Below are 22,047 nucleotides of genomic sequence, written 5' to 3'. Positions count from 1 at the left end.
AACTCCCCCTCCTTACGTGTAGACCGCGTTAACAGACGATGCGATATCCTTATTCAGCTGTTCTGTAATTCGAACAAAAATAGTGTCCAAATCACTCTCATTGCGTACATGTGTATCGCCGAACGTAATGCTTGGCGTAAGCGAGACAAAGTTTTGAATATTTTTCATCTCTGCCAGCTCACGCATCATTTTAATATCCTCACTGCTAATATCTACGGTTTCATTAATTTTTCCAACCTCGCCGACTTTGCCTACACCGCCGATTTCACCTGGTACCTTCGGTTTATCCCAATCATTTTGAGGCAGCAGGCCACCCAGTGCTTTTCCAGCCTTATCGAACAGACCGCTTCCAAATTTTTGGCCATTGTTGAACTGCTTGTCTACGTCCATCATGTCCATCTTGGCTTTGTCAAAGTTGTATACATCCTTTTTGCTTACTGGCTCCGCAAAACTGTCCATAATGGACTTCACGCCATCGCTTAATGCATGAACATTATTTTCGTCCAGTAATTCAAATTCACCTATGTTTACTCCAAAAATTTTATTAATAACTCCACCAAATGCTTTTAAGCCCTTTATAGCTCCATTGATTCCTTTTACAATCAAGTTCGTAAACCCGCTGGCAAAGCTCTCAACAGCTCTTAGCATATCGTAAATAATACCATAGAAGCCTATATTCAAATCGTAGAACAGTTTTTCGATGGCATAGATAGGATCTACGAACAAATTTGCTAAAAATGCAGCAAAGTCCAAAAATCCATTCCATAACAAAGCAATCATATTCCATGCTGAAGCTACAAAGCCCATAAATAGTCCGGCAATAAATCCAATAATTTCTTCCGTTGACACTCCAAAATAATTGAGCACGCCAATAATAAGAGCAATAACACCAATGATTAATAGTAAAGGCCAGATGGCTTGCAGCCAGGCTATTAAAAAATCGGCTCCTACAATTAACGCAACTAATCCTACCGCTGCCATTATATTTTTAACAATATCGAGATTGTTTAGAATAAGCTCAGCAGCCCACGTAACAATATTTGCTATTAGAGCAATTGAATTATGAAGTGCATTGAAAAAGAAATCAAACTTACCTGCCTCAAAAGCTTCGTTTAACATTGTCAGCAATGGCCCAAGCGCGGTAATCGCTCCTTGACCGGCTTCCGCAAACGCGTTGTTCACATAGCCGCTTAACTTTTCAAGCTGCTTTGCAGGAGATGCCATAAGTTTTTTGTAGGCCTCTTCTCCCATTCCTCGCATTTCAAACAGCTCTTCAAGCGCCTTAATTACACCTTGAATATCGCCTGATTTCCCAAGCTTTTCTATATTCTTTTCCTGTAGGACACCAGACCCGAAACCGAATTGCTGCTGCAGTCCAGAGGTGTCCCCCTTCATAGCCGATTTCACAATTGAGGCCGCACCATCAATTCCTTTCCCGCCCGGATCAAAAGTAGCTGCACGATTAATCAAGTCGTTAATTTTCAGCAGATTATCTGAGCTCTTAGTCATCCCATAGAAGGAAAGCGTATTTTGCAATGATTTATTAACGTCTTGACCAGCAGCAAGAGCCTGTGCCTTAAACTTTTCGAACATATTTGTCCCGGTTTCCACGCTGCCTGTTCGTGCAATAAAATTATCCAGCAATGATTGATTTTCTAATGCTCCGCCCACAGTCATCTTCTGCAGTTTTGGAAGGTTTTTAATCGTGAGATACTTCCCAACGATACTTTTCAAATTTTTTAACCATTCCGTAGATAGCTTAACAGCATTTTTCACTCCGCTGCTCACTAAGTTTTGCTGGCTGCTTAATTTTTTTGCGGGGGAGGCTGTAATATTAGGTAGAGCAATAGGTTTTGTTTGGGCTTCTTTCAAACCTGGAAGCTTTAATGCGTTTCTAAAATTATTGAATAGATTTTTAGGTGAAAGAGCGTTCATTAGGTTTTTACCAACTTGCTTGGCTTTGAATATTGACCATTTCCAAAGAAAACTTATATCTTCTTTAATATTTCCTAGCAGTTTTTTGGGAGATGGCATTGTAAAGTTAAACCCTAATCTTTTGTTCATCGCTGCACGCAGCTTATTAATTGCGGCTTCAGCTTTATCGATAAGTTTCGTGTTCGATTTCACAGACGCCCCAAGCTGATTCATCATTTTCAAATAACCATTAATAGAAGCCATGTGATACCTCCTTTCTCCCTAACAGAATGCTTAACGCTTCTTCAGCTTCTGCTTGCGCTCAGCTTCAATCCTCACCTTAATACAACCAATTAGCGAGGCCTTCTGAGCGGGTTCAAGCCTGCTGAATTCCCAGGGCATAATCTGATATTCATTGAGAGCGTAATAGGCATAGTTCGCCTCTGCATCGCCCTCATTAATTAGTTTTTTACTTCGTCCGCCATTTCATCGATATCACGGTCAAAACCGTTCATTTCCTGCACTCTCGTCAGCAGTGCAGCAAATTCGCCAGGAAACAGCATCGTTTTCAACAATGTATCTGCTCCCATTACCCCGTAAGATTTCTGCAGCTCTGCATTTTTCAAATCCGGATAGACGACGCTCGCTACTGCCAGCTTGCCTACATAATCCTCCTGTACGGTTTCCTGCGTACGAACGCCATTTTTGCCTTTTACTTGGCGCGTCGCTGCCTTGCGCAATGCTTCGTTCTCATTTTCAGTTACCGTTCTCAGCTTCCACTTGATCGGGTTACCATCCTTGTCCTTAAAACGTTCAGAAATTACAATTTCCTCCGTTAGTTCAGCCTGTACGTTTTGTGCAAAAAAAGCTTGTAAACTCATATTGATTGCCTCCAATATCAATTTTTCAGTAGATTTTTTCAAAAAAATAAGAAAGCCTGCACAATTCGCACAGGCATGAAATATTTGTTACGGAAAAAAAAGACTCCATTAAGAGCCTTGCACCGCATTAAAAGCAGTTTGCAGCTCATAGCCATTGAAGGTAAATGGCATTTCTTCTTCCAGCATATCGTCGGAACTTGCATCGAATCGAGCAGCAATGACGCTATCCAAGTTGCAATCCTTAAGAACAGCTACTTGTTCTCCGGCACTGGAGCCAGAATCATTATTAGTTACCATTAGATCAAACCAGAAATCCTTGCCCGTATTGATATACTCATGCATGAGCTGACGGAATTTGGACGATACATAGTAAATGGTAAGCGTACCACTGCCTGACCAGCCTGCCGAACGCTTTGGCGTATTCATGCGGCCAAGAACCGGAACATCTACTTTATTTTTTTCAATCGTCGCTTCGAGCGACTTGGCATAAAATAATTCCTCTCTCGTACCGTCAATAATGACATAAGCCGTTGCGATTTTTCCGCTGATTGCATCTCTCTCATTAAAAATGGCCATATTAAACAACCTCCACATTCATGTAAATTTTCTCGACGCTGTCAACCGGCTGTATGTTAAGCTCGATTTGAACCGCATCAGTAGCTTCGCCTGCTGATACTACAATATCTTTTTGACTGTCAAAGTTTTGGATGGCGCCAAGTCCCTCTAGCTTTTTTAAGTAAGAGGTAACTTCAGCCTGCAGCAGCGCTCTGCCGTTGCTGTTGTTGGAAATCTTGCCGATATAGAACGTGTCGAATAATCGCTTAATATCGTTGCCAATCGCGTCCAGCACCCGAATAACCCGGTTTTTACTGAACGCTTTGCTGCGATCAAGCGAAAAGCTTGTTAAGGTATTAATATCCTGTTCAATAACCGCTCTGCCGTTCAAAGCTGTTACTACAAGCTCACCATTATTCAAAGCAGCAATCGTTTCTGTATGTGTCAAACGCGGGAATGCCCCTACCGCATTAGGGATTGCAGTATAGGTTAATGCTTCGTTAATATTGGCAGCCGCTTGCATTGCCGCTACTTCCCATACTAGCGAAGTTGGAGAAACCTCCAGTCCATCAGAAGTTACAATACCGTTGTGTAAGCTGATTACACCTTCGTAATCCGCTTCCGGATAGTTGGCCATAACCGCTACAATCTTTTTACCTTCTTCCTCACGTTGACGCTTCACATAAGCTGTAGCAACCTGTTTACTTGCCGCATCATCTAGCGAAATACCGAGCACGTTAAAGTCATAGCTTTCAAATTTTGCAAGCGCGGTTGTAAAATCTGAACCGGACTGTGTCCCTTCTGTACCGCCTGCAAGCGCCACACCTGCTGATGCAGTCACTGCCCCCGTTCCTGTCCAATCGATAAATGCGCTATTCTCCAGCTCCTCAATTTGAGCTACAGTTTGACGATCCACTTCTTCAAGATCAAGCAGCGTAATAACGTTAAACTTGCTGGACTCATCGACATCAGCTTGAATCACAATGCGCAAATCATTACCGCGCAGACCGCCCCATTTGGCAGTTGCCGTCAAAGCTCCTTCTGTTGCTTTAGCCTTTGCAGCATTAGTTCCTCCCAATCGATATAGCAAAACGCTTGATGCATGAGACATTGCTGCCGCAATATGCTGAATACGTGCATCAGTCGCTTTAAAGCCCAGTACTTCCACTGCTTTTTCGCCAAATGAGCTGCTGTCCAGTTCGATAACACGATCCGTCACTCCCCAAGGCAGCGACGCCGGGAAAGCAACAATTCCTCGTTCCCCCACACTATTCATTGGTTTGCGCTTTGCATTAAAATTAATATAAACACCGGGTCTCACCTTGTTTTGTACATTCGATTGTCCACCAGCCATTTACTTCACGCCTTTCTTCATAAATTGTTTTAGTTTTGTGACAACCTCTTCGGTTGTATAGCTTGCTTCTTCCTCTAAAAGGGCGGCTATCATATCCCGCTCAATCCCAGACCATTTCTTGCTTTTAAGATGCTGTTCTTTCGAAAATATTGATTTTGGCTGCTTATTGCTCATCTTCAACCCTTCCTTCCTGATGCAAACTTCTCATCGCCGTTTCCGTTGGAGCGTCTTTCCAATTCAGAAAGCTGTACGCAACTTGAAATTTAAGCTTTTGCTCGCTCACTTCAAATTGCATCCCAGCCCCGCGCATCTTCCGTTCTGCAGCTTCCACCCACTCCAATACATCTGTAAGCAGCTCCGCGGTGCCATAAAGATCTGCGACAGCTAATGCAGGATCAGTCTGGTCTGGATCTAAACCGTATTGAATGAGGAAAGTGTGTGCTCTGCGATAACGTCTGCTTAGCTCCAGCGAATGCGTCGTTTGCAGAAGCTTTATGCGAAAGCCCTTCGTTTGGTCAGGAAGTGCTGTCTCATCCTCCACTATCGGCACCTGCGGAAAACGCTCCTCCAGCTTTCTGCGAACTGCATCATACATTTCTTGAATTGTCGTATTTGCCATCGTCCAGTCCCTTCTTACTTAATTTTTTAGTGGAGATGCTGAAAGCAACAAAAAAAGCCTTGCATCACTGCAACGCCTTGTTACTTTCAGTCTCCTATTGATTGCCCATTGCCCTCACCCCCTTTCAACAACAAAAGATCATCCGCAAGTGGATGACCTTCTCTCTTGAGCAGCTTGGCACACTACTACTATATCACCTTTTCGCAAGCTCGTTTTGCAGTGTTTTTGCATGGTCGAGAAATTAGTTGCTCGCTAATCTCGATCCCTGCTTTTCCAGTTAACCATTCCCTCCCTTCTAATGAAAAACAAAAAGATCATCCGCAAGTGGATGACCTTCTCTCTTGAGCAGCTTGGTACACTACTAATATATCACCTTTCTGCAAGCTCGTTTTTCACTTTTTTTGCATTTTTAATTCGGCTGCTAATTTTACTTACAAAGCTGTAAGAATAACCAAGCTCATCTGCAATGGCGCCTAGCGGCATTAGCAATATATCACGCATATACACAACCTGATGCTCAACACCTTTGAAATCGCGAATGTTTTCCTCGATCTTCTCTCGGATTCGCTTTTTCTCCTCCAGCCGCTCCGACGTTTCTTTTATTTTTTCAACTACAATATCATACTCGGCAGCCGCTTTATCGAGCGGTACAAATACAGGAAACGGATCAGAGCTAAGCTTCCCTTTAAACATTAATTTTCGTGCTGCTCTTAGCTCCGACTCCAAATCCATTAAACGCAGTTCATAAATTTCAATTTCTTTTGTAATATCATAATATAAAGTAACAAAATTCATATACGCCACTCCCTCTCTATTTTGAAAAAGTTTCATTTTCGAAACCGAACGACATAACTTCATAACCCGGACAATCTTTTACTCATTTTTGGCTAACAATGATCATTTTCTAAAAACCAAGCTGCCAGCAAATAAATTTACAATTACTACTATAACCTATACCAAGTTTCATTTTCGAAACTAACCACAGTATAAAAGCCTGAAGTTTCAAAGTCAATAACAATTCCATTTTTTTCTTATAAAATAGTTGCGATTTTGAAACCTTTGCTGTACGATTAATTATAGCAATATAACATTAAGGAGAGTTTGCAATGCAGCCCATTGGAAAGATAATAAAGGATTTGCGTACAAAAAGAGGTCTTTCGCTTGAAGAGCTCGCTGACAAAATTAATCAAAGCTACGGAACCTCTATTAACAAAGGCATGATTTCAAAATGGGAAAATGGTCTTGGCGATCCGCGGCTTGAAAATGTTCGCCAGCTCGCGCTTTTTTTCAATGTATCCTTGGATCAGCTCATTGGAATGGAGCAACAGCGCATTGATACCATTGCTGCTCACCATGATGGAGAGGATTGGACAGAAGAAGAATTGGAAGAAATCGAAGCGTTTAAGCGTTTTGTAAAAATGAAGCGAAAAGATTCGTAATCATGTTTTAATATCAACTTTACTATACAGGAGTGACGTCTTTGTCATACGATGCATTGATTAAAGAGGCGCTGCAGCTAGAAATTGACACCTATGAGATGCCGATGACACCCAGGAACAAAGGTCTCTACGCTGATAAAATCATTTGGATCAATAAGGATATATCCACTGTGGAAAAAGGCTGCGTTCTTGCTGAAGAGCTCGGACATTATCATACAAGCTCCGGCAACATCCTGAATCAGAAGGACATTCGAAATTTGAAGCAGGAGCTGCGGGCCAGGGGCTGGGCTTACGAGAAGCTTATACCGCTCTCCAGGCTGTTAGAAGCCGGACAAGCCGGGATCGCAGGCCGCCATGCCATCGCGGAATGGCTGGATGTCACGGAGGAGTTTTTACATCATTCCATAGAGTATTATCAGCGAAAATATGGTCTGTATGCCACACATAATAATTTCTTGATCTATTTCGAGCCCCTATCTATTTTCTCTTTAACCTAATCATTAGGCTATTTTTTTACGGGAATAACAGAACATACGTTCTGTTATTCCCGTAAATTGGGATCGTATATTTATTGTCGAAATATCTATCCAGCTGTAATAGGCACACATATTTCACAATAATGCACGCTTAACATCTCTCCCGTATATCTTTCAATCATTGGTTTCTGATCGATTTGAAAGCCTTCGTTTTGAATCATTCTAAAAATTTCAGCCCACGCTTTTCGAACATCTTCAGCTGTATGCTTCACTTTACAAACTGCGTATTGGCCTCCGCTAAACTCGCTTAAGCCAATCGTGGCTTCATCGATAATCATGTCATTCGAAACTGCTATACAGGCATCATATCTGCAGCTTTCAGGAGGAGTTGTTTCTGGATTGTCTTGTGGAATGCCAAAAATAATTGCTGAATGCGTAAGCAGGCTTTTCTCATCCGCCCATTTCTTCAGCTTCTCCATAGCCTGGACATTAGCTGGACCATACGGCCCAACCTGTCTTACATAAGCCAGACGATAGGCTGGTATCATTTCAATTGCAACATTCATACGTCAGCACCCTTTCTTATTCATTTTCGAGTCAATTCGAATGCTAACATGTACTAAAATTTATTGCATTGGTTTATTAAAAATATTTGAACGATCATTAATGAATCATAATATTGTTTGCCTATCAAGTAATTCGCTCTGATAACCACTATTCAAATAAGCTCTAGGCGATAAGCCAACTATTTTTTTAAACACCTTGCTGAAATAAAAAGGGTCCTCAAATCCGACCATTGCTGCAATTTCATTGCATGTAAAGCCGATGCCAAGCAACTCTATGGCTTTCTCTACACGTACCCGGTGCACATAAGTAATTGGGCTGTCTCCTGTAGCAGCTTTAAACAGCTTTCCAAAATAGCTGGGTGTCAAACCAACCTCTCTGCTTAATTGCTGCAGTGTTATTTTTTCATTGTAATACTTTAGAATATATTGAACAGCAGGCTTTATTGCCTGCTCTTCCGGTGACACACTTTCCCGTGCAGCCATGCGATACGATTTGGATAATATCGATAATAATAAGCTTTTGCATGGCAAGCCAGCCTCGCTAACTGAACCCTCCCACCATTCCATTAATTTTTCTAACTGCTTCAATACTATCTTTTCTTCACTGCTCATCCTTGCACCGCCTTTTCATGCAAGTCAGCCATTTTTCTCGAATTTGTGCATGTATTGCAGAAATCCTACATGTTTCAATCCGCTCGCTGCAGCTATAATGAGGAAAAACAATATGCATCTTACCAGGAGGCTTATATGAAACCGTTCATAGATACCTTGGAGCACGCCTTGCAATGCTGCATAACTAAAAGTGAAATTTATTTGGAGCAAATAAAACCCGAAATCCGGGAATATATTTCTCGTCCTGACGGTCAATATCTTCAAGGCAAGCAGGAGGACTATATTCCTTTGCGTCATATTTTTGCTTGGACACCGTCTTTCTTTTTAGGCATGGGCTTTTGGACGTATCAGGTAAAAAAAGAAACAAAATGGTTAAAATGGCTGCATTCCTTTTCCAATGAATATGCCGCAAAAGTATGTCATACCCCGTTGGAAACAATGCATGATCTTGGCTTTCTGTATTCCCCTTATGCTGTTGCGCTTTACAAAGCTACAAACGACAGCCATATGAAAAAAATCGCCCTGCAAGCCGCAGTTGTGCTGGCCATGCGCTTTGTCCCGAACGGCTCCTACATTCAAGCCTGGGGCCGAATGGATCATATCATTCCTGGCTACGTGGATCAGGAGCTTGCCAAAAATCATTTTTTCACGCAAAGCAAAGGGCTGGCGATAATTGACTGCATGATGAACCTTCCTCTGCTTTTTTGGGCCAGCGAGGAAACGAATCATCCCTTTTACAAAAATATCGCTGTTGCCCATGCAGATATGACGCTGAAGTATTTCTTCCGTGAGGACGGCTCTATCTATCATGCCTTTCGCTTTCATGAAGAGACAGGCCAGCCCATTGGCGGAGATAATTATTGCGGCTATGCAATTGAGTCTCACTGGGCACGCGGTACGGCTTGGGCCATATATGGTTTTATTTCTGCTTTTTCATACACGGGTTATGAACGATACTTAAATGCTGCTGTAGATCTGTCACTCCAATTCATAGCGAAAAGTGAAGACGATGGGATTCCTGTTTGGGACTTCAAGCTGCCCCAGCACCAGCCCGCAGCTGCCTGCGGTTCCAAGCCTTGGACGGATTGGGATTATACAAATCCAGCCAATAAAAGCCGCAATCGCGACACTTCTGCCGCGGCCATAGCGGCAAGCGCTTTTTACGAAATATTAAAATTTAAAAAAGAGCCTGCGATTCAATGTGCAATGGACCATATTTTAATGACGCTAGCAACAAAATATACGAACTATGAACCTCCTATACCCGGCATATTAAAAGAGCAGAATGGCCAAGGTGTATACACGATTTTTGGAGACTACTTTTATATGGAGGCGCTTTGCAAAAAACTGTACGGCTTTGAGTCCATTTGGTAACAAACGATTACGCGTATACGTCCCTTCCTTCCCTGCGCTCAAGCTTCTCCAGCTCTTGAAGCAGCAAGTGCATCATGGAAAATTTAATTCCATTATATTGTGCATTGCCCCATAAATTTATCATCTCGGCTGGATCCTCGAACAAATCATACAGTTCGCCAGCCTGTTTTCCATATTCCCCGTAATATATCGTGCATTTGTAGCGCTCCGTCACGACCGTTTTCAAACGCAGCCCGCCAGGATCATCTACATGCTCGATTAAAGCCGCAGCTCTAATACTTGCACTCTGACCTAACAAAAGCTGTTTAAAGGAGACACCGTCCAGGCCGGAAGGAATAGATATTTCACACAACTCCAGTATAGTGGGTACTACATCTACCAGACTTATAATCGCATCCGCCCGCCCTGCCGGAAAGTATGACGGTCCATGAATAATAAATGGAATATTAACAAGCTGCTCATAGTGGAATGGTCCTTTCATCCAAATTCCGTGATCGCCGAGCAGCTCGCCATGATCCGTAGTAAAAATAATAATTGTATTTTGATCAAGCTCATTTTGATTAAGAGCCTGCAAAATCCTGCCAACCGCTTCATCAATCATTTCCACCATTGCGTAATAGTAAGCTTTCCCTTTGATCGCATCTTCTTCATGTACAAGTCTATAATCGAATCTATTAGATGACTGGCCAGCCATCGGAAACATTCCATGCATGGGATGGTCCGGACTCCAGTCTCCTGCATGCACGGCCTCAAAATGCGGCGGCTTATCCTGCAACTCTCCTTCCATATATTGTGGGTGCTGCATAGCACTTTTATTTATTTTCCCCGTTCTTTCGACAGGTACTGCGTGCGGATGATGAGGGTCCTGGAAACCGATGCTTAAAAAAAACGGCTGTTCAGCCCGTTCCTTTTGTTCCTTCAAAAAAACAGCTGCTCTCTCTGCCGTCCACCAGCTGCTATGATCAGACTCTTTTATTTGCCAATCATAAGCTTCTCCCCCGAATTTTTCACGGCAATCGCTGCTTGCTTCAAACGTCGTTCTGCCGCTCCTTTGCTTCAGCCACATGCCATAATGGCCGCAGCCCCCATATAAAGAATGCCCCATTGCAAGCTCAACCGTTTGAAAACCGTAATACGGACCGTCAAAAGATTCAAAATTTTGCTCCCAGCCAGTCAAGATAGATTCGCGCGATTGCTCGAGGGGGGACAAATAAGGCTGAAAATGTGCTTTTCCGATATGATGGGTCCGGTATCCAGCTTCAGTCAGTCGATGTGAAAGCAGCTTTTCGTCTTCAGGCAGAGCAGTTCCTACATTCCAAGCGCCGTGTTTGGATACATACTTGCCGCTATAAAGAGAAGCCCTGCTTGGCGTACAAACAGGGCTTGTGCAATAGCTTCGTTCAAACACTACTCCTTCTTTAGCTAACCGATCTAAATGCGGAGTTTGCGCATTGGAGAAACCGTAACCGCTCATACTATCTTTTCGTTGCTGATCCGTAGTGATGAGAATAATATTCGGCTTCATCCTATTAGCACCTACTTTTGAGTCGATATGAATTGCTCTAATTGACGCTGATATTCCTGAACTACTTTATCTGAGCCTGCCTTTTTCATTTTTTCAACAAAATCAGCATATTGCTTCTCATGATCCGGCAGCGCTCCTGACTGCAAGCTTGCGCTGTATTCTTTGACCACTGCCTGCACTTGTGCAATTTCCGTCTTGACCGGCTCGGAATTCGGCTTAAACTCCAATACTGGTGATTTAATAGCTTCTTCATTCAGCTTTTGCCACATTTCATTAAAGCCTGCAGGATCGGCTTGTGTCTCATAGCTGTTAGCGGTATTGCCCATTACCCATTTCCACAGCCCGTAATTCGCATCCGCTGTTCCTTGTCCGGCATAACCGATCGTTTCAATGCGATCATCGGATACTTTTTTATAATGCTTGCCTTCTAATCCCCAAACCAGCAAATTGTACAGCTCTTTTCCTTCCTTTGTATGCATGAGCTCAAGCAGCTGCATCGCCCGTTCCGGATGCTTGGACGTTCTAGTAATGCCGGTCATCGTATTGTAAATAGGACGTGTAATATAGTCCTCCTGCTCCATTGGTATAACCTCGATCGGGAAGCCGTAACGTTCACTGTCAAAATTCGCTTGGTCTGCAGATACGTTATGAATCCAATAGACATAGCCGTCCGGCTTTCCTTCGTCTGTTCTCGGATTTTGCACGCTTAGTATATCTTTTCTGATATAGCCCTTCTTGAACCAGTCTGCTGCTGTATCATACATCAGCTTCATCTCAGGAGTATCGTATATATTTACAACCCGCAAGCTGTCCGCATCCTTGAAATCTCCTCTTAATGTAAACGGTGCGCCCAATGACCCGTGTCTGTCTCCCGGCGCCCAATTAAATGAGAAGGTGCTTGCGCCTAAACGCAGCTCGTCTTTTTCCTTAAGATTAGCCAAGTACTGCTCGATAACATCATAAGCCTCTTTCGAATTAACTCCATATTGTGTAAATATTTGCTCAGCTTCGGCTGGATCTATATAACCTTTATCCACAAATTCTTTCGGTATCCGTATCCCCATTCGCACATCAGCTACATTCTGGAAGTTGGGAATACCATATTGCTTGCCGTCGAACTTCGCAAGGTTCATTAACCAATCAGGCAATTGCTTTGTAATCGGCGATTCACTGTCAAGCAAGTCGTCCAGCGCCATATAGGAGCCCTTATTAATCTCCGCAGCAACGTCCTGTACATAGCCCATCCAAGCCAAGTCAATAGCTTCTCCGGAAGCAGCCAGCAATCTCCAGTTATCGGCATACTCAGCTACCGGATACACTTCGAATGACACGGTTGTATTAGGCAAATATTCCTTCAGTTTTTCATTAAATGCAGCCCATACTTCTTCCGAATCCTTTTGCTTGCCTGGACCTGGGAATACCCAGCGCAACGTGACCTTTTCATCTGTATCGGTTTTTTTCTCTGTTTGTGACGGAGTGCTGCTACCCTCAGTTTGACTGCTTTTATTTCCTTCATTCCCCTTGCCTGTCGAGCAGCCTGCCAGCATGATTACAGCTGCAAGCAGAACAAACCAGCTCTTCCAAACAGATTTGCTTACAAATAGTTTTTTCCGCATGAACATTACCCCATTTCTTTTATTCATCTTATATTTGGAATACCTTTCAGCCCTTTACAGCGCCTAGCGTAAGTCCCCTTGAAAAGTATTTTTGAAAAAAGGGAAATACGAGCAGTAAAGGACCTGCTGCAATGACAGCCATCGCAAATCTTAGCGTTTCTGACGGCATTTGCTGTAAATTTGCATGCATATCACCCGGTATATGCATAGTCATAGTTGCCTTCAGAAACTCAATTTCCATTAATATTTTTTGCAGCAAATACTGCAGCGTAAAAAGCTTCTGGTCGCGGATATAAATCATGGCAGTAAACCAATCGTTCCAACGGTCAAGCAGCATGAACAAGCCGATCGTAGCCAGTACCGGTTTCGACAGCGGCAGTATAATTTGTACAAATACACGAAATTCGCCTGCTCCGTCTATTTTGGCCGATTCTACTACCGCATCCGGAAGCCCCATAAAGAAAGTCCGCATAATAATGATATAGAAAGCGCTTGCCAAAAACGGAAAAATGTAAATCCAAAGTGAATTGCCTAGATGCAAGTACTGAGTATTTAATATATAGGACGGAATTAATCCGCCTCCAAACAGCATCGTAAAAAATATAAACAGCACGAACACTCTTCTCAGTGCAAAATATTTGCGCGATAATGCATACGAGCACGCAGCCATAATAAAGACACCGAGCACGGTTGCAGCAATTGATTGGAAAAACGTTACTGTATAAGCATCAATAAGCTGCTGCGGGTTTTTCAGTATCATATTATAAGAACTGAAATCAATCTTGCTTGGCAGCAATTGATAACCTAGGCGCTGCACCGCATCTTCATTGGAGATGGACACGGACACAACCAGCCATAACGGGACTAGAAACATAAGACTGAAGGTGATAAAAAACAAATGAATGACAATATTTTGAAATCGTTCAAGCTTCCCCATATTCTCCTCCCGCATTTTTAGAATAGCGCATTTTCTGGCCTTGTCTTTTTAATAATCCAGTTCGATACAAGCACGAGCACAAGACCTACTGCCGATTGGAACAAGCCGACAGCTGCCGTAATGCCGATGTCGCCCTGACGCAGGCCGCGGTATACATACGTATCAATAATGTCTGTCGCCGGGTACAGTACGCCCACATCGCGGGGAAGCTGATAAAATAAGCCAAAATCGCCTCTAAATAAATTACCGATTGCCAATATCGCTATAATCGTTATAACAGGAACAAGTGAAGGAATAGATATGGAACGCATTTGCTTCCACCTTCCTGCTCCGTCGATCTTGGCTGCCTCAAACAATTCTGGATCGATGCTCATCAGCGCTGCATAATAAATGATTGAATTAAGACCAACATGCTTCCAAATGTCGGAAAACGTAATAATAAAAGGCCAATACTTCGGGTCGGCGTACCAATCAACCGGACTGTACCCCAAATATTGCAACAGCTGATTCAATGCTCCCAAAGACGGATTTAATATTGCATACGTGATATATCCGACAATGACCCAGGACAAAAACCGAGGCAAAATCATGCTCGTCTGATACACCTTCAAGGCTGCTTTACTTCGGATTTCATAGAGCAGCAATGCAACAGAGACAGCGGCAATATTACCGAGTACAATAAACACGGCGCCATAACCGACCGTATTGCGAGTTACCCGGAACGCATCCTGCGAGGAGAAAAAAAATTCAAAGTTTTTCAGCCCTGCCCAGGCACTTCCCAAAATCCCTTCACTGTACTTGTAATCCTTGAATGCCAATATAACTCCAAACATCGGCAAATAATGAAATATAAAAAAGTAGAGCAGCGCCGGCAAGGCCAGCAATAGCAGCGGAAGATTTAATCGAATGTATTTCTTTGCAGATTTGCTCAACAGTCACACTCCTTTCTCTCTTTATACACTGATTATAGAAGTGCCCTGTTTTCATTCACATTCTGAAAAGTCCAACAAAACCGCTTTTTATTAACCTGTTCCAGTCATTATTTCTGTTAAACCGGATGAAAATTAACTAATGTATCTATTATTAATGATTATCAGCAATCTGTTTGTAACTGGGACCTCTTGAAAAAAACATATGTTATAATAACTGGTAATTAAAGCGGGGTGAGGTTATGTATCGGCTAATAATCGTAGATGATGAGGAGATCGTAAGAAACGGGTTAGCCTATTTTCTGGATTGGAACGCTTTTGGCTTTGAGCTGTCTGCCTCATTTGAAGACGGCAAGGAAGCCATTGCCTATTTGGAAAAGGAGCATATTGATGTTATTTTGACCGATATTAATATGGCTGAAATTGACGGACTCTCGCTGGCCAAGTGGGTGAATCAACAAAGGCTGGCGACCAAAATCGTGCTCATTAGCGGACATCAGCAATTTGAATATGCCAAGCGCGCTATAGAATACAATGTTAATCACTATTTGCTCAAGCCGACTAAATATGAGGAAATGGCAGCTGTTTTCTCTAAACTTAGGGAAGAGCTGGACGAAGAGTTTTCCAGACGCTCTCTACTAGAAGAAGAACAAAGCCGATTTTCAGATGTGCTTCCGTTGCTCCATGAGCAATTTGTTGCCGATCTGGCAAGCGGTTTATTTGCCACTAGCGATAGTAAGCTTGCAAGAGCTGCGCTTGTCCGATTTGAATTCGATCTTGCCAGCCATCCCTGCTGCCTGCTCCATACGGAACTAAGCTTCGGTGCTGATGCCGACAGCTCGGTCAAACAAAGACATCATGCTTTGCTGAATATGTTGAAGAGCAGTAACAGCCTTATCCGTTTCTATTGCGTGCATACGTACGAGAAGCGGATTACTTTGGCTGCCGTTTCTACTAACCAGGACGCCGTCGAAGTATTTAAAGAAAAGCTAGGCCGACAAATAAACCAGCTAACCTCTCATTTAAGAAGATTATTTCAGTTTGATTTGTTTATCATTTCTAAAATGTATTTTCCTTCCTTGCTGGAGCTGTCAGAATTAAAAGAAACCGCTCCGGCAGAACAAACAGAAAAAACTGAGCTCTCCCAAAAGCCGCTGATGCCGGACAGCACGGAGCTGCTTGCTATGCTGCTTGAAGGGAAGCAGCATGGGCTTGAGGATAAGCTTGATGAATGGACAGCATTGCTGCAAACCTACCCGTTAACGGCTGTCCGCCGCTTTTTCATCGATTTATTTGCAAAACTTACACAAGATCTTATTTATAAAGGCATGCTGGATAAGGACATGCAAAAAAAACGCTTTGATTATCATTGTATCATCGAAATGAAAGCGCTATCCGAAATAAAAAGCTGGTCTATTCAATATTTAACCGAGCTGTCCCGCTTTATCATAAATCAGACCCAAACAAGCTCCAATCAAAGCACAGAACTAGCTAAACAGTTTATTATGGAAAACTATCATTTTGATATATCGCTGGAGGATGTCGCTAATCACGTCTACCTGCATCCGATTTATTTCAGCCGCATGTTCAAGCAGTCAACCGGCATGAATTATATCGATTTTCTAACCAAGGTGCGTATTCAAAAGGCAATTTCACTGCTGCAATCGGGTGAGCACAAAATTTATGAAATACCGGAGAAGGTCGGTTATAAAAATAGAGAATATTTTACACGTATTTTCAAACAGGTTACCGGCAAAAGCCCAAAACAGTATTTAATTCATTCCAGATTTAAAGAGACGCCCTTATGAGCAATACCGTTACTTTATTGCGAGCAGTACGAAACTTTAAGTTTCGAAGCCTGTTTGTTAAAAGCCTGCTGCTTATTTTTTTTCTGGTCGTTATTCCCTTTTCCGCAATGACTTATATTATTTATAAACAAATGGATCGCGCTATGCAAAGCGAGACGAGCACCGTCAGCATGAATAACCTGATGCGCGTGCGGGATGTGGTAGACACCATTTTTTATCAAATGAATCATATCTCGCTGGAGCTGATTAATCAGGAGGATGTGAACCGCTTTTTGCTGCAGGAAGATGAGAAAAACTTCTCATCCCTTCAGTACCAAAACATATACGACAAAATATCGATGTACACCCGCACCTATACATTTACTGATTCCGTTTATATTTATTCCGACACAAACCGTTACATCATTTCCAATCGCGGAAGCAGGCTGCTTGATGATTTTGATGATGCGACATGGCATAGTCAAGTTTTCGGGCCGATCGCTGGAAACGATCCCATTGTCCAATTGAGGCTGAGAAATGATATTTATCCCTACTATATCTCCTTTACCCGTCCAGCCTACTATTTCGGTCAAAAAATAGGAGCCGTAACGACAAATATTGATATCGAGGAGCTTCGCAAATTTTTAAACCGCAACACCTTGCTGCACTCCGAATATTTGTATATTATCAATGACCGTAATGAAATTATGTACAGCCATCAGCGAGACGATTTTATGAAGAATATGAAAGAAGTGCCGCTGCTCTCCGGCATTGCTTGGCCGCATGCCGCTTTTTCCAGCATCCAAAAAATAGACGGTCAAAATTATATCGTAACGCATTTGCTGCCGGATGACGAAAGCAAGCCGTGGACGTATTTATTGCTTGTTCCATTAAGTCAGTACGATCAGAAGGTACAGCAGCTTTATTGGTTTATTTTTTTATTTTTTGGAGCTGGCGTATTCGTGCTGCTTGCCGTTTCTATCTTTATTTCTATTAAAACCTTGTCTCCGGTCAATCAAATCATGTCCTTCCTTGAAGGGCAGGACAGGCTTGGATATGCGATGGAATGGTCGGAACGCAAGCATCTTAATGAATTGAAATATATTATTCAATCCATCTTTCGAACGATGAATGCTAAAAATATATTACAGGAGGAACTAGAGCTGCGTCAGCAATTGCTCAATAAAGCGCATACCACAGCTCTTCAAGCTCAGATCAATCCGCATTTTCTTTACAATACATTGGAGTCGATTAAATTTTTGGCAATCGGATTAACGAAAGGACATAATCAAGTCTCGCACTCGATTACACTGTTATCCGATATTTTGCGATATGGGCTGGATTCAGATCAGCCCGTCACTACTATAAGTCAAGAGGCCGCATACGCCCGAACCTATCTGGAGTTAATGAAACTTCGCTATCCGCGCCATTTCGAGGTCGACTGGCAGATCGATCCGGAAACGCTGTCTAATGTCATTATCAAATTTTCATTACAGCCGCTGCTGGAAAATGCTTTGAATCACGGTATTTTGCCATCGAGAAAAGCAGGTGTTATTACTATTGAAAGTGTACAGATTGAAAGTGAGACTGGTGAGCTCGCCACTGAGGTGGCCATTAGCGACAACGGAAAAGGAATTGCCGAAGAGGAGCTGCTGCAGCTTAACCGCATCTTGCAGGAAAACTATAATTTAGATGAGCAGCATATCGGCATAAAAAACGTCAATCAGCGCATTAAGCTGATTTTTGGCGAAGGCTGGGGCGTAAGCGTCAGCAGCTCGATTGATGCAGGCACAACGATTCGCATGCGCTTGCCGCATAAAGGAAGCCTCTCTCCCCATGAATGAAGTGGGGCAGGAGGCTTCTTCTTCGTCAACTCTATTTAAAATTGAAATGTTAGGCTTGACAATTTGGAATGGTTAAACATACAATAGCTTTGTTGAAATTGATAATCATTATCAAATAATTATTACATTATTGGGAGGCTATATTGTGGTTAGAAAGAGAAAGCAACAGATTCAAATTTTAGTTTTTGTATTGGCAGCATGTTTTTTAGTACTTGCGGGCTGCGCGAAAAATGATGACCTTGGCAGCACTACACTGGTGAGCACAAGCCCGACGCCAACTGCAGAGCCATCGAGCAGCGCCACTGATACAGACAAACAAGAAAACGGTGATTCCTCTGCAACTCGAAAAGTAACGACAGTGACAGGTGAAATTGAAATACCTGCAAACCCACAGCGTATTGTAGTCAACTGGTATATCGGCGATATATTCACACTAGGCTTTGAGCCTGCAGGCATTTACGCCTGGGCGCAGGAAACGATGCCTTTCTATGATAAATTCGGTGACATCCCTATCATAGAGAAATGGGATGCGGAGAGCATTATGAGCTTGGATCCTGATCTGATCGTTACATATGATCCTCTGGATGCAGATAAGTTTTCCAAGATTGCCCCTGTGCTTGTCGTGCCGGAAACTACGGTCTCACCGGTTGCGCGTCTGCAATTTCTTGGAGAAGCGACTGGACGCGAAGCAGAGGCGAAAGCCGCGATCAAGCAATTTGAAGATAAATTAGCCGAGGCACAAGCTGAACTGAGTGCGGATATATTCAAAGATAAAACATTCAGTATTTTCCAGGATTGGGGCGCTGATTCTTACGGCGTGTTCTACGAAACCGGTTCTCGCGGCGGTACTCTTCTATACGAACATCTTCACTTGAAAAAGCCGCAAAAACTTGAAGAGCTTGTGAAAGATTCCGGAAATGGCCGCGGCTCCCTATCCTATGAGGTGGCAGCGCAATATTTTGGCGATTATGTCATTTGGTTTTTGATGGAAGACAAAGTATCTGAATTCGCACAAACCGAAATCTGGAAGAGCATTCCGGCAGTTGCAGCAGGCAACATTATAGAAATTCCGGGCGAGTATACCGGCCTGTTCTTTTACTCCGATGTAGTAAGCATGACCGCGCAGATGGAGCTGATTCTTAATAAGCTGCTGGAAAAAACAAAGTGAGCAATCAAGATTATAGGTGCTGACCATGACCAAAAATGAAAGTAAAAACAAAACTAATTTGTTTAGATTTTCGCTGTTCATGTTTACTGGCTGTATTTTATTGCTGATTGGTTCTGCGGCTTCGATTACGTTCGGAGCTGCCGAAATGAGTTTCAAGCTGGCATGGGGAGCTGTTTTTCAGTTCGATCCTTCAGTAACCGAACACCAAATCATTCAGACGTTTCGTTTGCCGCGCACAGTGGCGGACATTATTGTTGGCTGCAGCCTGTCTGTATGCGGTGCAATTATGCAAGGCACAACGCGCAATCCGCTTGCCGATTCCGGTTTAATGGGCATCAGCTCCGGAGCAACGCTCGCCATTGCAATCTGCATGGTCTTTTTGCCTGGCAGTTCCTATTTAGAGGTCATGCTTTATTCATGTATTGGCGCTGCATTCGCAACTGGCATTACTTATTATCTTGCTTCTGTGGGCAAGCGAGGCATGACGCCGCAACGGCTCGTCCTGGCAGGTATTTCGATTTCCATGCTGTTCAGTTCTTTCTGTACCTACCTGGCTATAAAATATGAAATCGGCCAGGCGCTTGATTACTGGACAGCAGGCGGCACGGCAGGGGCTAAGTGGGTGGAGCTGGCTTATATCGCCCCTTTTTTTATCGGAGGTGTCATTTGGGCGATTTGCCTCTCCCCTTCTATTACGATATTGAATTTTGGCGACGATCTGGCTGCAGGTCTTGGCCTTCGCACCAAGCTAGTCAAAGGATCAGCGACAGTAATCGTCCTTATTTTGACTGGATTAAGTGTGCTTATCGTCGGTCCTGTCGGGTTCGTCGGATTAATCGTTCCGCATATTGTCCGCTATATAATCGGGGTCGATTACCGCTATATCATTCCCGCCTCTGCCTTATATGGATCTGTGTTTTTACTGGGCGCTGATATTATCGGGAGAACGATAAACAAACCGCATGAAACTCCGCTCGGCATCGTGTTTGCAGTAATCGGAGTTCCTTTTTTCCTCTACCTTGTGCGCAAACAAAGGAGGGAGTTTTCATAAATGGCGGTCAGAAATCATACGTCTAATCAAATAAAGCCAATTGTCATCATCGCAATTCTCGGAACGCTTTTGCTATTGTTAGCAGTCATCAGCATGAATGTCGGCAAAATGAATCTTTCTCCTAGCGAGGTCATTCAAGTGCTGATAGGAAAAGGAACGCCAAAGCAAAATCTGACTGTGTTTGATTTTCGCTTGCCGCGCATCACGCTGGCCATATTAGTTGGCATTGGCATGTCACTTTCAGGAGCAATTTTGCAAAGCTTACTGAAAAATGATTTGGCCAGCCCAGGCACGCTCGGAATCAGTTCCGGATCCGGACTGTCTGTTATGCTTTATATTACTTTATTCGCTGTAAACGGAGCCTTCTCGCCTTTTATACTGCCGCTTCTGGCTTTTGCAGGCGGAATTGCAGCCGCTGTTATTATTTTTCTGCTGGCCTATCGCAAAGGCAGGGAAATTTCGCATACCGGCCTCATTTTGACTGGAGTCGCGGTCGGCACCGGTTATGGCGCTATAACCCTTCTTATGACGCTGCAGTTGGACAAGAAGCAATATGACTTCGCGCTGCGCTGGTCAGCCGGCAGCCTTTGGGGAGATAATTGGAATTACATTAGTATTCTTGCTCCCTGGATTATCGTTATCGGGTTTTATGTTTTTTACAAATCACGTGCTCTCAACACATTGAGTCTTGGCAATCAAACTGCGGCTGGTCTTGGACTGGCGATCCGCAAAGAATTTATTGGCCTGACGCTGGCGGCTGTCGCTCTTTCCTCAGGCAGTGTAGCGCTCGGCGGCAATTTCTTTTTCGTCGGCATGATCAGCCCGCATATCGCCCGGCGGCTGGTGGGCTCCAATCATAAATTCATGCTCCCTGTCGCCGGACTCGTCGGAGCCCTCATTATATTGCTCGCCGACACGATCACGCGAACGATCAGTCTTGGTGCCGGCATCCCGACCGGTGTCATTATTACGATACTGGTTACGCCCTATTTTCTTTACCTGCTTGCCAAAGCCAATTGAATGCAATGGACCTGGAGCGAATACGCTCCAGGTCCATGCTTTTTTCAAATAAAAAGACTTTATAAGTTTTCATTATTAACTTGTTCTTATAATTACTGGTAAACGCACCTATCCATAGGACGGAGGAGACGTTTATCCTAATGCCTGAGGCCGCAGCAATTTCTTTATCTGGCCACATGGTGCCAAGACTTGCCGCCAAATGTCCTCCAGCTGACATGCCGCATACCGCAATCCGATTAGCAACCACTCCCCAGTCCGCCACTTTATGGCGAATAACAGACAAGGTGCGCGATGCATCGATAAGAGGCGCAGGATATGCTGCATGCTCAGAAGTAGAGTAACGGAGCACAAAGCTCCGTACGAATACAAACTTCTCCATT

General features: G+C 43.4%; 22 protein-coding genes. 8 read left to right on the top strand and 14 right to left on the bottom strand.

Translation table 11 applies throughout. The features are described 5' to 3' along the window. Positions 1–12: 12 nt before the first annotated feature. The 7 genes from ACRRU2_RS12915 to ACRRU2_RS12885 form a co-directional block, all read right to left on the bottom strand. Entirely contained in the window at positions 13–2,178 is a 2,166-nt protein-coding gene (locus tag ACRRU2_RS12915) for a phage tail protein (protein ID WP_432502189.1), read from the bottom strand. A gap of 197 nt (positions 2,179–2,375) precedes the next feature. After that, positions 2,376–2,795, bottom strand: coding sequence for a phage tail assembly chaperone (locus ACRRU2_RS12910; RefSeq protein ID WP_432502187.1), 420 nt, complete (start codon positions 2,793–2,795; stop codon positions 2,376–2,378). A gap of 108 nt (positions 2,796–2,903) precedes the next feature. After that, a complete protein-coding gene (locus ACRRU2_RS12905; protein WP_432502185.1) occupies positions 2,904–3,371 on the bottom strand; it encodes a phage tail tube protein in 468 nt (155 codons plus the stop codon). A gap of 1 nt (position 3,372) precedes the next feature. Further along, complete coding sequence (locus tag ACRRU2_RS12900; protein WP_432502183.1) at positions 3,373–4,704, bottom strand: phage tail sheath family protein; 1,332 nt, start codon at positions 4,702–4,704, stop codon at positions 3,373–3,375. Further along, complete coding sequence (locus ACRRU2_RS12895; protein ID WP_432502181.1) at positions 4,705–4,878, bottom strand: hypothetical protein; 174 nt, start codon at positions 4,876–4,878, stop codon at positions 4,705–4,707. Next, on the bottom strand, positions 4,868–5,323 hold the full coding sequence (locus tag ACRRU2_RS12890; protein WP_432502179.1) for a phage tail terminator family protein: 456 nt from the start codon (positions 5,321–5,323) through the stop codon (positions 4,868–4,870). Before ACRRU2_RS12890 ends, ACRRU2_RS12895 begins: the two co-directional genes overlap by 11 nt. A 369-nt stretch (positions 5,324–5,692) precedes the next feature. After that, positions 5,693–6,118 (bottom strand): hypothetical protein, encoded by a 426-nt coding sequence (locus ACRRU2_RS12885; RefSeq protein WP_331699978.1) that lies wholly within the window; start codon positions 6,116–6,118, stop codon positions 5,693–5,695. Between the two features lie 311 nt (positions 6,119–6,429). Here ACRRU2_RS12885 and ACRRU2_RS12880 point away from each other — a divergent pair, with 311 nt between their 5' ends. Both ACRRU2_RS12880 and ACRRU2_RS12875 read left to right on the top strand, forming a co-directional pair. Then, complete coding sequence (locus ACRRU2_RS12880; protein WP_331699976.1) at positions 6,430–6,762, top strand: helix-turn-helix domain-containing protein; 333 nt, start codon at positions 6,430–6,432, stop codon at positions 6,760–6,762. Between the two features lie 41 nt (positions 6,763–6,803). Then, complete coding sequence (locus ACRRU2_RS12875) at positions 6,804–7,259, top strand: ImmA/IrrE family metallo-endopeptidase (RefSeq protein ID WP_331699975.1); 456 nt, start codon at positions 6,804–6,806, stop codon at positions 7,257–7,259. Between the two features lie 86 nt (positions 7,260–7,345). On the opposite strand, the gene ACRRU2_RS12870 is transcribed toward ACRRU2_RS12875, so the two are convergent. Both ACRRU2_RS12870 and ACRRU2_RS12865 read right to left on the bottom strand, forming a co-directional pair. Then, entirely contained in the window at positions 7,346–7,804 is a 459-nt protein-coding gene (locus ACRRU2_RS12870) for an AraC family transcriptional regulator (RefSeq protein WP_331699974.1), read from the bottom strand. Positions 7,805–7,909: 105 nt separating this feature from the next. Next, on the bottom strand, positions 7,910–8,416 hold the full coding sequence (locus tag ACRRU2_RS12865; protein ID WP_432502175.1) for a helix-turn-helix domain-containing protein: 507 nt from the start codon (positions 8,414–8,416) through the stop codon (positions 7,910–7,912). Positions 8,417–8,551: 135 nt separating this feature from the next. On the opposite strand from ACRRU2_RS12865, the gene ACRRU2_RS12860 reads away from it, so the two are divergent. After that, the gene (locus ACRRU2_RS12860; protein WP_432502173.1) at positions 8,552–9,790 is read left to right on the top strand and encodes a glycoside hydrolase family 88 protein; all 1,239 of its coding nucleotides are present in this window, start codon (positions 8,552–8,554) and stop codon (positions 9,788–9,790) included. Between the two features lie 7 nt (positions 9,791–9,797). On the opposite strand, the gene ACRRU2_RS12855 is transcribed toward ACRRU2_RS12860, so the two are convergent. Genes ACRRU2_RS12855 through ACRRU2_RS12840 form a run of 4 tightly spaced genes read right to left on the bottom strand, consistent with a single transcriptional unit; the run spans position 9,798 to position 14,800 of the window. Beyond that, positions 9,798–11,315, bottom strand: coding sequence for a sulfatase family protein (locus ACRRU2_RS12855; protein WP_432502171.1), 1,518 nt, complete (start codon positions 11,313–11,315; stop codon positions 9,798–9,800). Positions 11,316–11,326: 11 nt separating this feature from the next. Beyond that, the gene (locus tag ACRRU2_RS12850) at positions 11,327–12,931 is read right to left on the bottom strand and encodes an ABC transporter substrate-binding protein (RefSeq protein ID WP_432502169.1); all 1,605 of its coding nucleotides are present in this window, start codon (positions 12,929–12,931) and stop codon (positions 11,327–11,329) included. 46 nt (positions 12,932–12,977) lie between these two features. Beyond that, positions 12,978–13,868: a carbohydrate ABC transporter permease gene (locus ACRRU2_RS12845; RefSeq protein ID WP_432502166.1), complete on the bottom strand. Its 891-nt coding sequence runs from the start codon at positions 13,866–13,868 to the stop codon at positions 12,978–12,980. Positions 13,869–13,885: 17 nt separating this feature from the next. Further along, entirely contained in the window at positions 13,886–14,800 is a 915-nt protein-coding gene (locus tag ACRRU2_RS12840; protein WP_432502164.1) for an ABC transporter permease, read from the bottom strand. 239 nt (positions 14,801–15,039) lie between these two features. Here ACRRU2_RS12840 and ACRRU2_RS12835 point away from each other — a divergent pair, with 239 nt between their 5' ends. From ACRRU2_RS12835 to ACRRU2_RS12815, 5 genes are all read left to right on the top strand, one after another. After that, entirely contained in the window at positions 15,040–16,605 is a 1,566-nt protein-coding gene (locus tag ACRRU2_RS12835) for a response regulator transcription factor (protein ID WP_432502161.1), read from the top strand. Continuing rightward, positions 16,602–18,428 (top strand): cache domain-containing sensor histidine kinase, encoded by a 1,827-nt coding sequence (locus ACRRU2_RS12830; protein ID WP_432502158.1) that lies wholly within the window; start codon positions 16,602–16,604, stop codon positions 18,426–18,428. Before ACRRU2_RS12835 ends, ACRRU2_RS12830 begins: the two co-directional genes overlap by 4 nt. A gap of 145 nt (positions 18,429–18,573) precedes the next feature. Further along, complete coding sequence (locus tag ACRRU2_RS12825) at positions 18,574–19,596, top strand: ABC transporter substrate-binding protein (RefSeq protein WP_432502156.1); 1,023 nt, start codon at positions 18,574–18,576, stop codon at positions 19,594–19,596. A gap of 25 nt (positions 19,597–19,621) precedes the next feature. Continuing rightward, complete coding sequence (locus ACRRU2_RS12820) at positions 19,622–20,647, top strand: FecCD family ABC transporter permease (protein ID WP_331699964.1); 1,026 nt, start codon at positions 19,622–19,624, stop codon at positions 20,645–20,647. Continuing rightward, on the top strand, positions 20,648–21,667 hold the full coding sequence (locus ACRRU2_RS12815; RefSeq protein WP_432502152.1) for a FecCD family ABC transporter permease: 1,020 nt from the start codon (positions 20,648–20,650) through the stop codon (positions 21,665–21,667). Here the strand turns inward: ACRRU2_RS12815 and ACRRU2_RS12810 are convergent. Next, positions 21,627–22,046 (bottom strand): alpha/beta hydrolase, encoded by a 420-nt coding sequence (locus ACRRU2_RS12810; RefSeq protein ID WP_432502150.1) that lies wholly within the window; start codon positions 22,044–22,046, stop codon positions 21,627–21,629. The genes ACRRU2_RS12815 and ACRRU2_RS12810 overlap by 41 nt on opposite strands. Between the last annotated feature and the right edge of the window lies 1 nt (position 22,047).

Source organism: Paenibacillus sp. GXUN7292 (assembly GCF_050864975.1).
GTDB lineage: Bacteria > Bacillota > Bacilli > Paenibacillales > Paenibacillaceae > Pristimantibacillus.
Note: the sequence above shows the minus strand (reverse complement) of the source record. Positions and strands in the feature narration are given on the sequence as shown.

Excerpts from the sequence above, each read along its gene's own strand:
- ACRRU2_RS12865 (WP_432502175.1), bottom strand. The coding sequence starts at position 8,416 with ATGAGCAGTGAAGAAAAGATAGTATTGAAGCAGTTAGAAAAATTAATG.
- ACRRU2_RS12900 (WP_432502183.1), bottom strand. The coding sequence starts at position 4,704 with ATGGCTGGTGGACAATCGAATGTACAAAACAAGGTGAGACCCGGTGTT.
- ACRRU2_RS12880 (WP_331699976.1), top strand. The coding sequence starts at position 6,430 with ATGCAGCCCATTGGAAAGATAATAAAGGATTTGCGTACAAAAAGAGGT.
- ACRRU2_RS12860 (WP_432502173.1), top strand. The coding sequence starts at position 8,552 with ATGAAACCGTTCATAGATACCTTGGAGCACGCCTTGCAATGCTGCATA.
- ACRRU2_RS12815 (WP_432502152.1), top strand. The coding sequence starts at position 20,648 with ATGGCGGTCAGAAATCATACGTCTAATCAAATAAAGCCAATTGTCATC.
- ACRRU2_RS12890 (WP_432502179.1), bottom strand. The coding sequence starts at position 5,323 with ATGGCAAATACGACAATTCAAGAAATGTATGATGCAGTTCGCAGAAAG.
- ACRRU2_RS12830 (WP_432502158.1), top strand. The coding sequence starts at position 16,602 with ATGAGCAATACCGTTACTTTATTGCGAGCAGTACGAAACTTTAAGTTT.
- ACRRU2_RS12885 (WP_331699978.1), bottom strand. The coding sequence starts at position 6,118 with ATGAATTTTGTTACTTTATATTATGATATTACAAAAGAAATTGAAATT.
- ACRRU2_RS12850 (WP_432502169.1), bottom strand. The coding sequence starts at position 12,931 with ATGCGGAAAAAACTATTTGTAAGCAAATCTGTTTGGAAGAGCTGGTTT.
- ACRRU2_RS12855 (WP_432502171.1), bottom strand. The coding sequence starts at position 11,315 with ATGAAGCCGAATATTATTCTCATCACTACGGATCAGCAACGAAAAGAT.
- ACRRU2_RS12820 (WP_331699964.1), top strand. The coding sequence starts at position 19,622 with ATGACCAAAAATGAAAGTAAAAACAAAACTAATTTGTTTAGATTTTCG.
- ACRRU2_RS12905 (WP_432502185.1), bottom strand. The coding sequence starts at position 3,371 with ATGGCCATTTTTAATGAGAGAGATGCAATCAGCGGAAAAATCGCAACG.
- ACRRU2_RS12845 (WP_432502166.1), bottom strand. The coding sequence starts at position 13,868 with ATGGGGAAGCTTGAACGATTTCAAAATATTGTCATTCATTTGTTTTTT.
- ACRRU2_RS12810 (WP_432502150.1), bottom strand. The coding sequence starts at position 22,046 with ATGGAGAAGTTTGTATTCGTACGGAGCTTTGTGCTCCGTTACTCTACT.
- ACRRU2_RS12915 (WP_432502189.1), bottom strand. The coding sequence starts at position 2,178 with ATGGCTTCTATTAATGGTTATTTGAAAATGATGAATCAGCTTGGGGCG.
- ACRRU2_RS12870 (WP_331699974.1), bottom strand. The coding sequence starts at position 7,804 with ATGAATGTTGCAATTGAAATGATACCAGCCTATCGTCTGGCTTATGTA.
- ACRRU2_RS12910 (WP_432502187.1), bottom strand. The coding sequence starts at position 2,795 with ATGAGTTTACAAGCTTTTTTTGCACAAAACGTACAGGCTGAACTAACG.
- ACRRU2_RS12895 (WP_432502181.1), bottom strand. The coding sequence starts at position 4,878 with ATGAGCAATAAGCAGCCAAAATCAATATTTTCGAAAGAACAGCATCTT.
- ACRRU2_RS12835 (WP_432502161.1), top strand. The coding sequence starts at position 15,040 with ATGTATCGGCTAATAATCGTAGATGATGAGGAGATCGTAAGAAACGGG.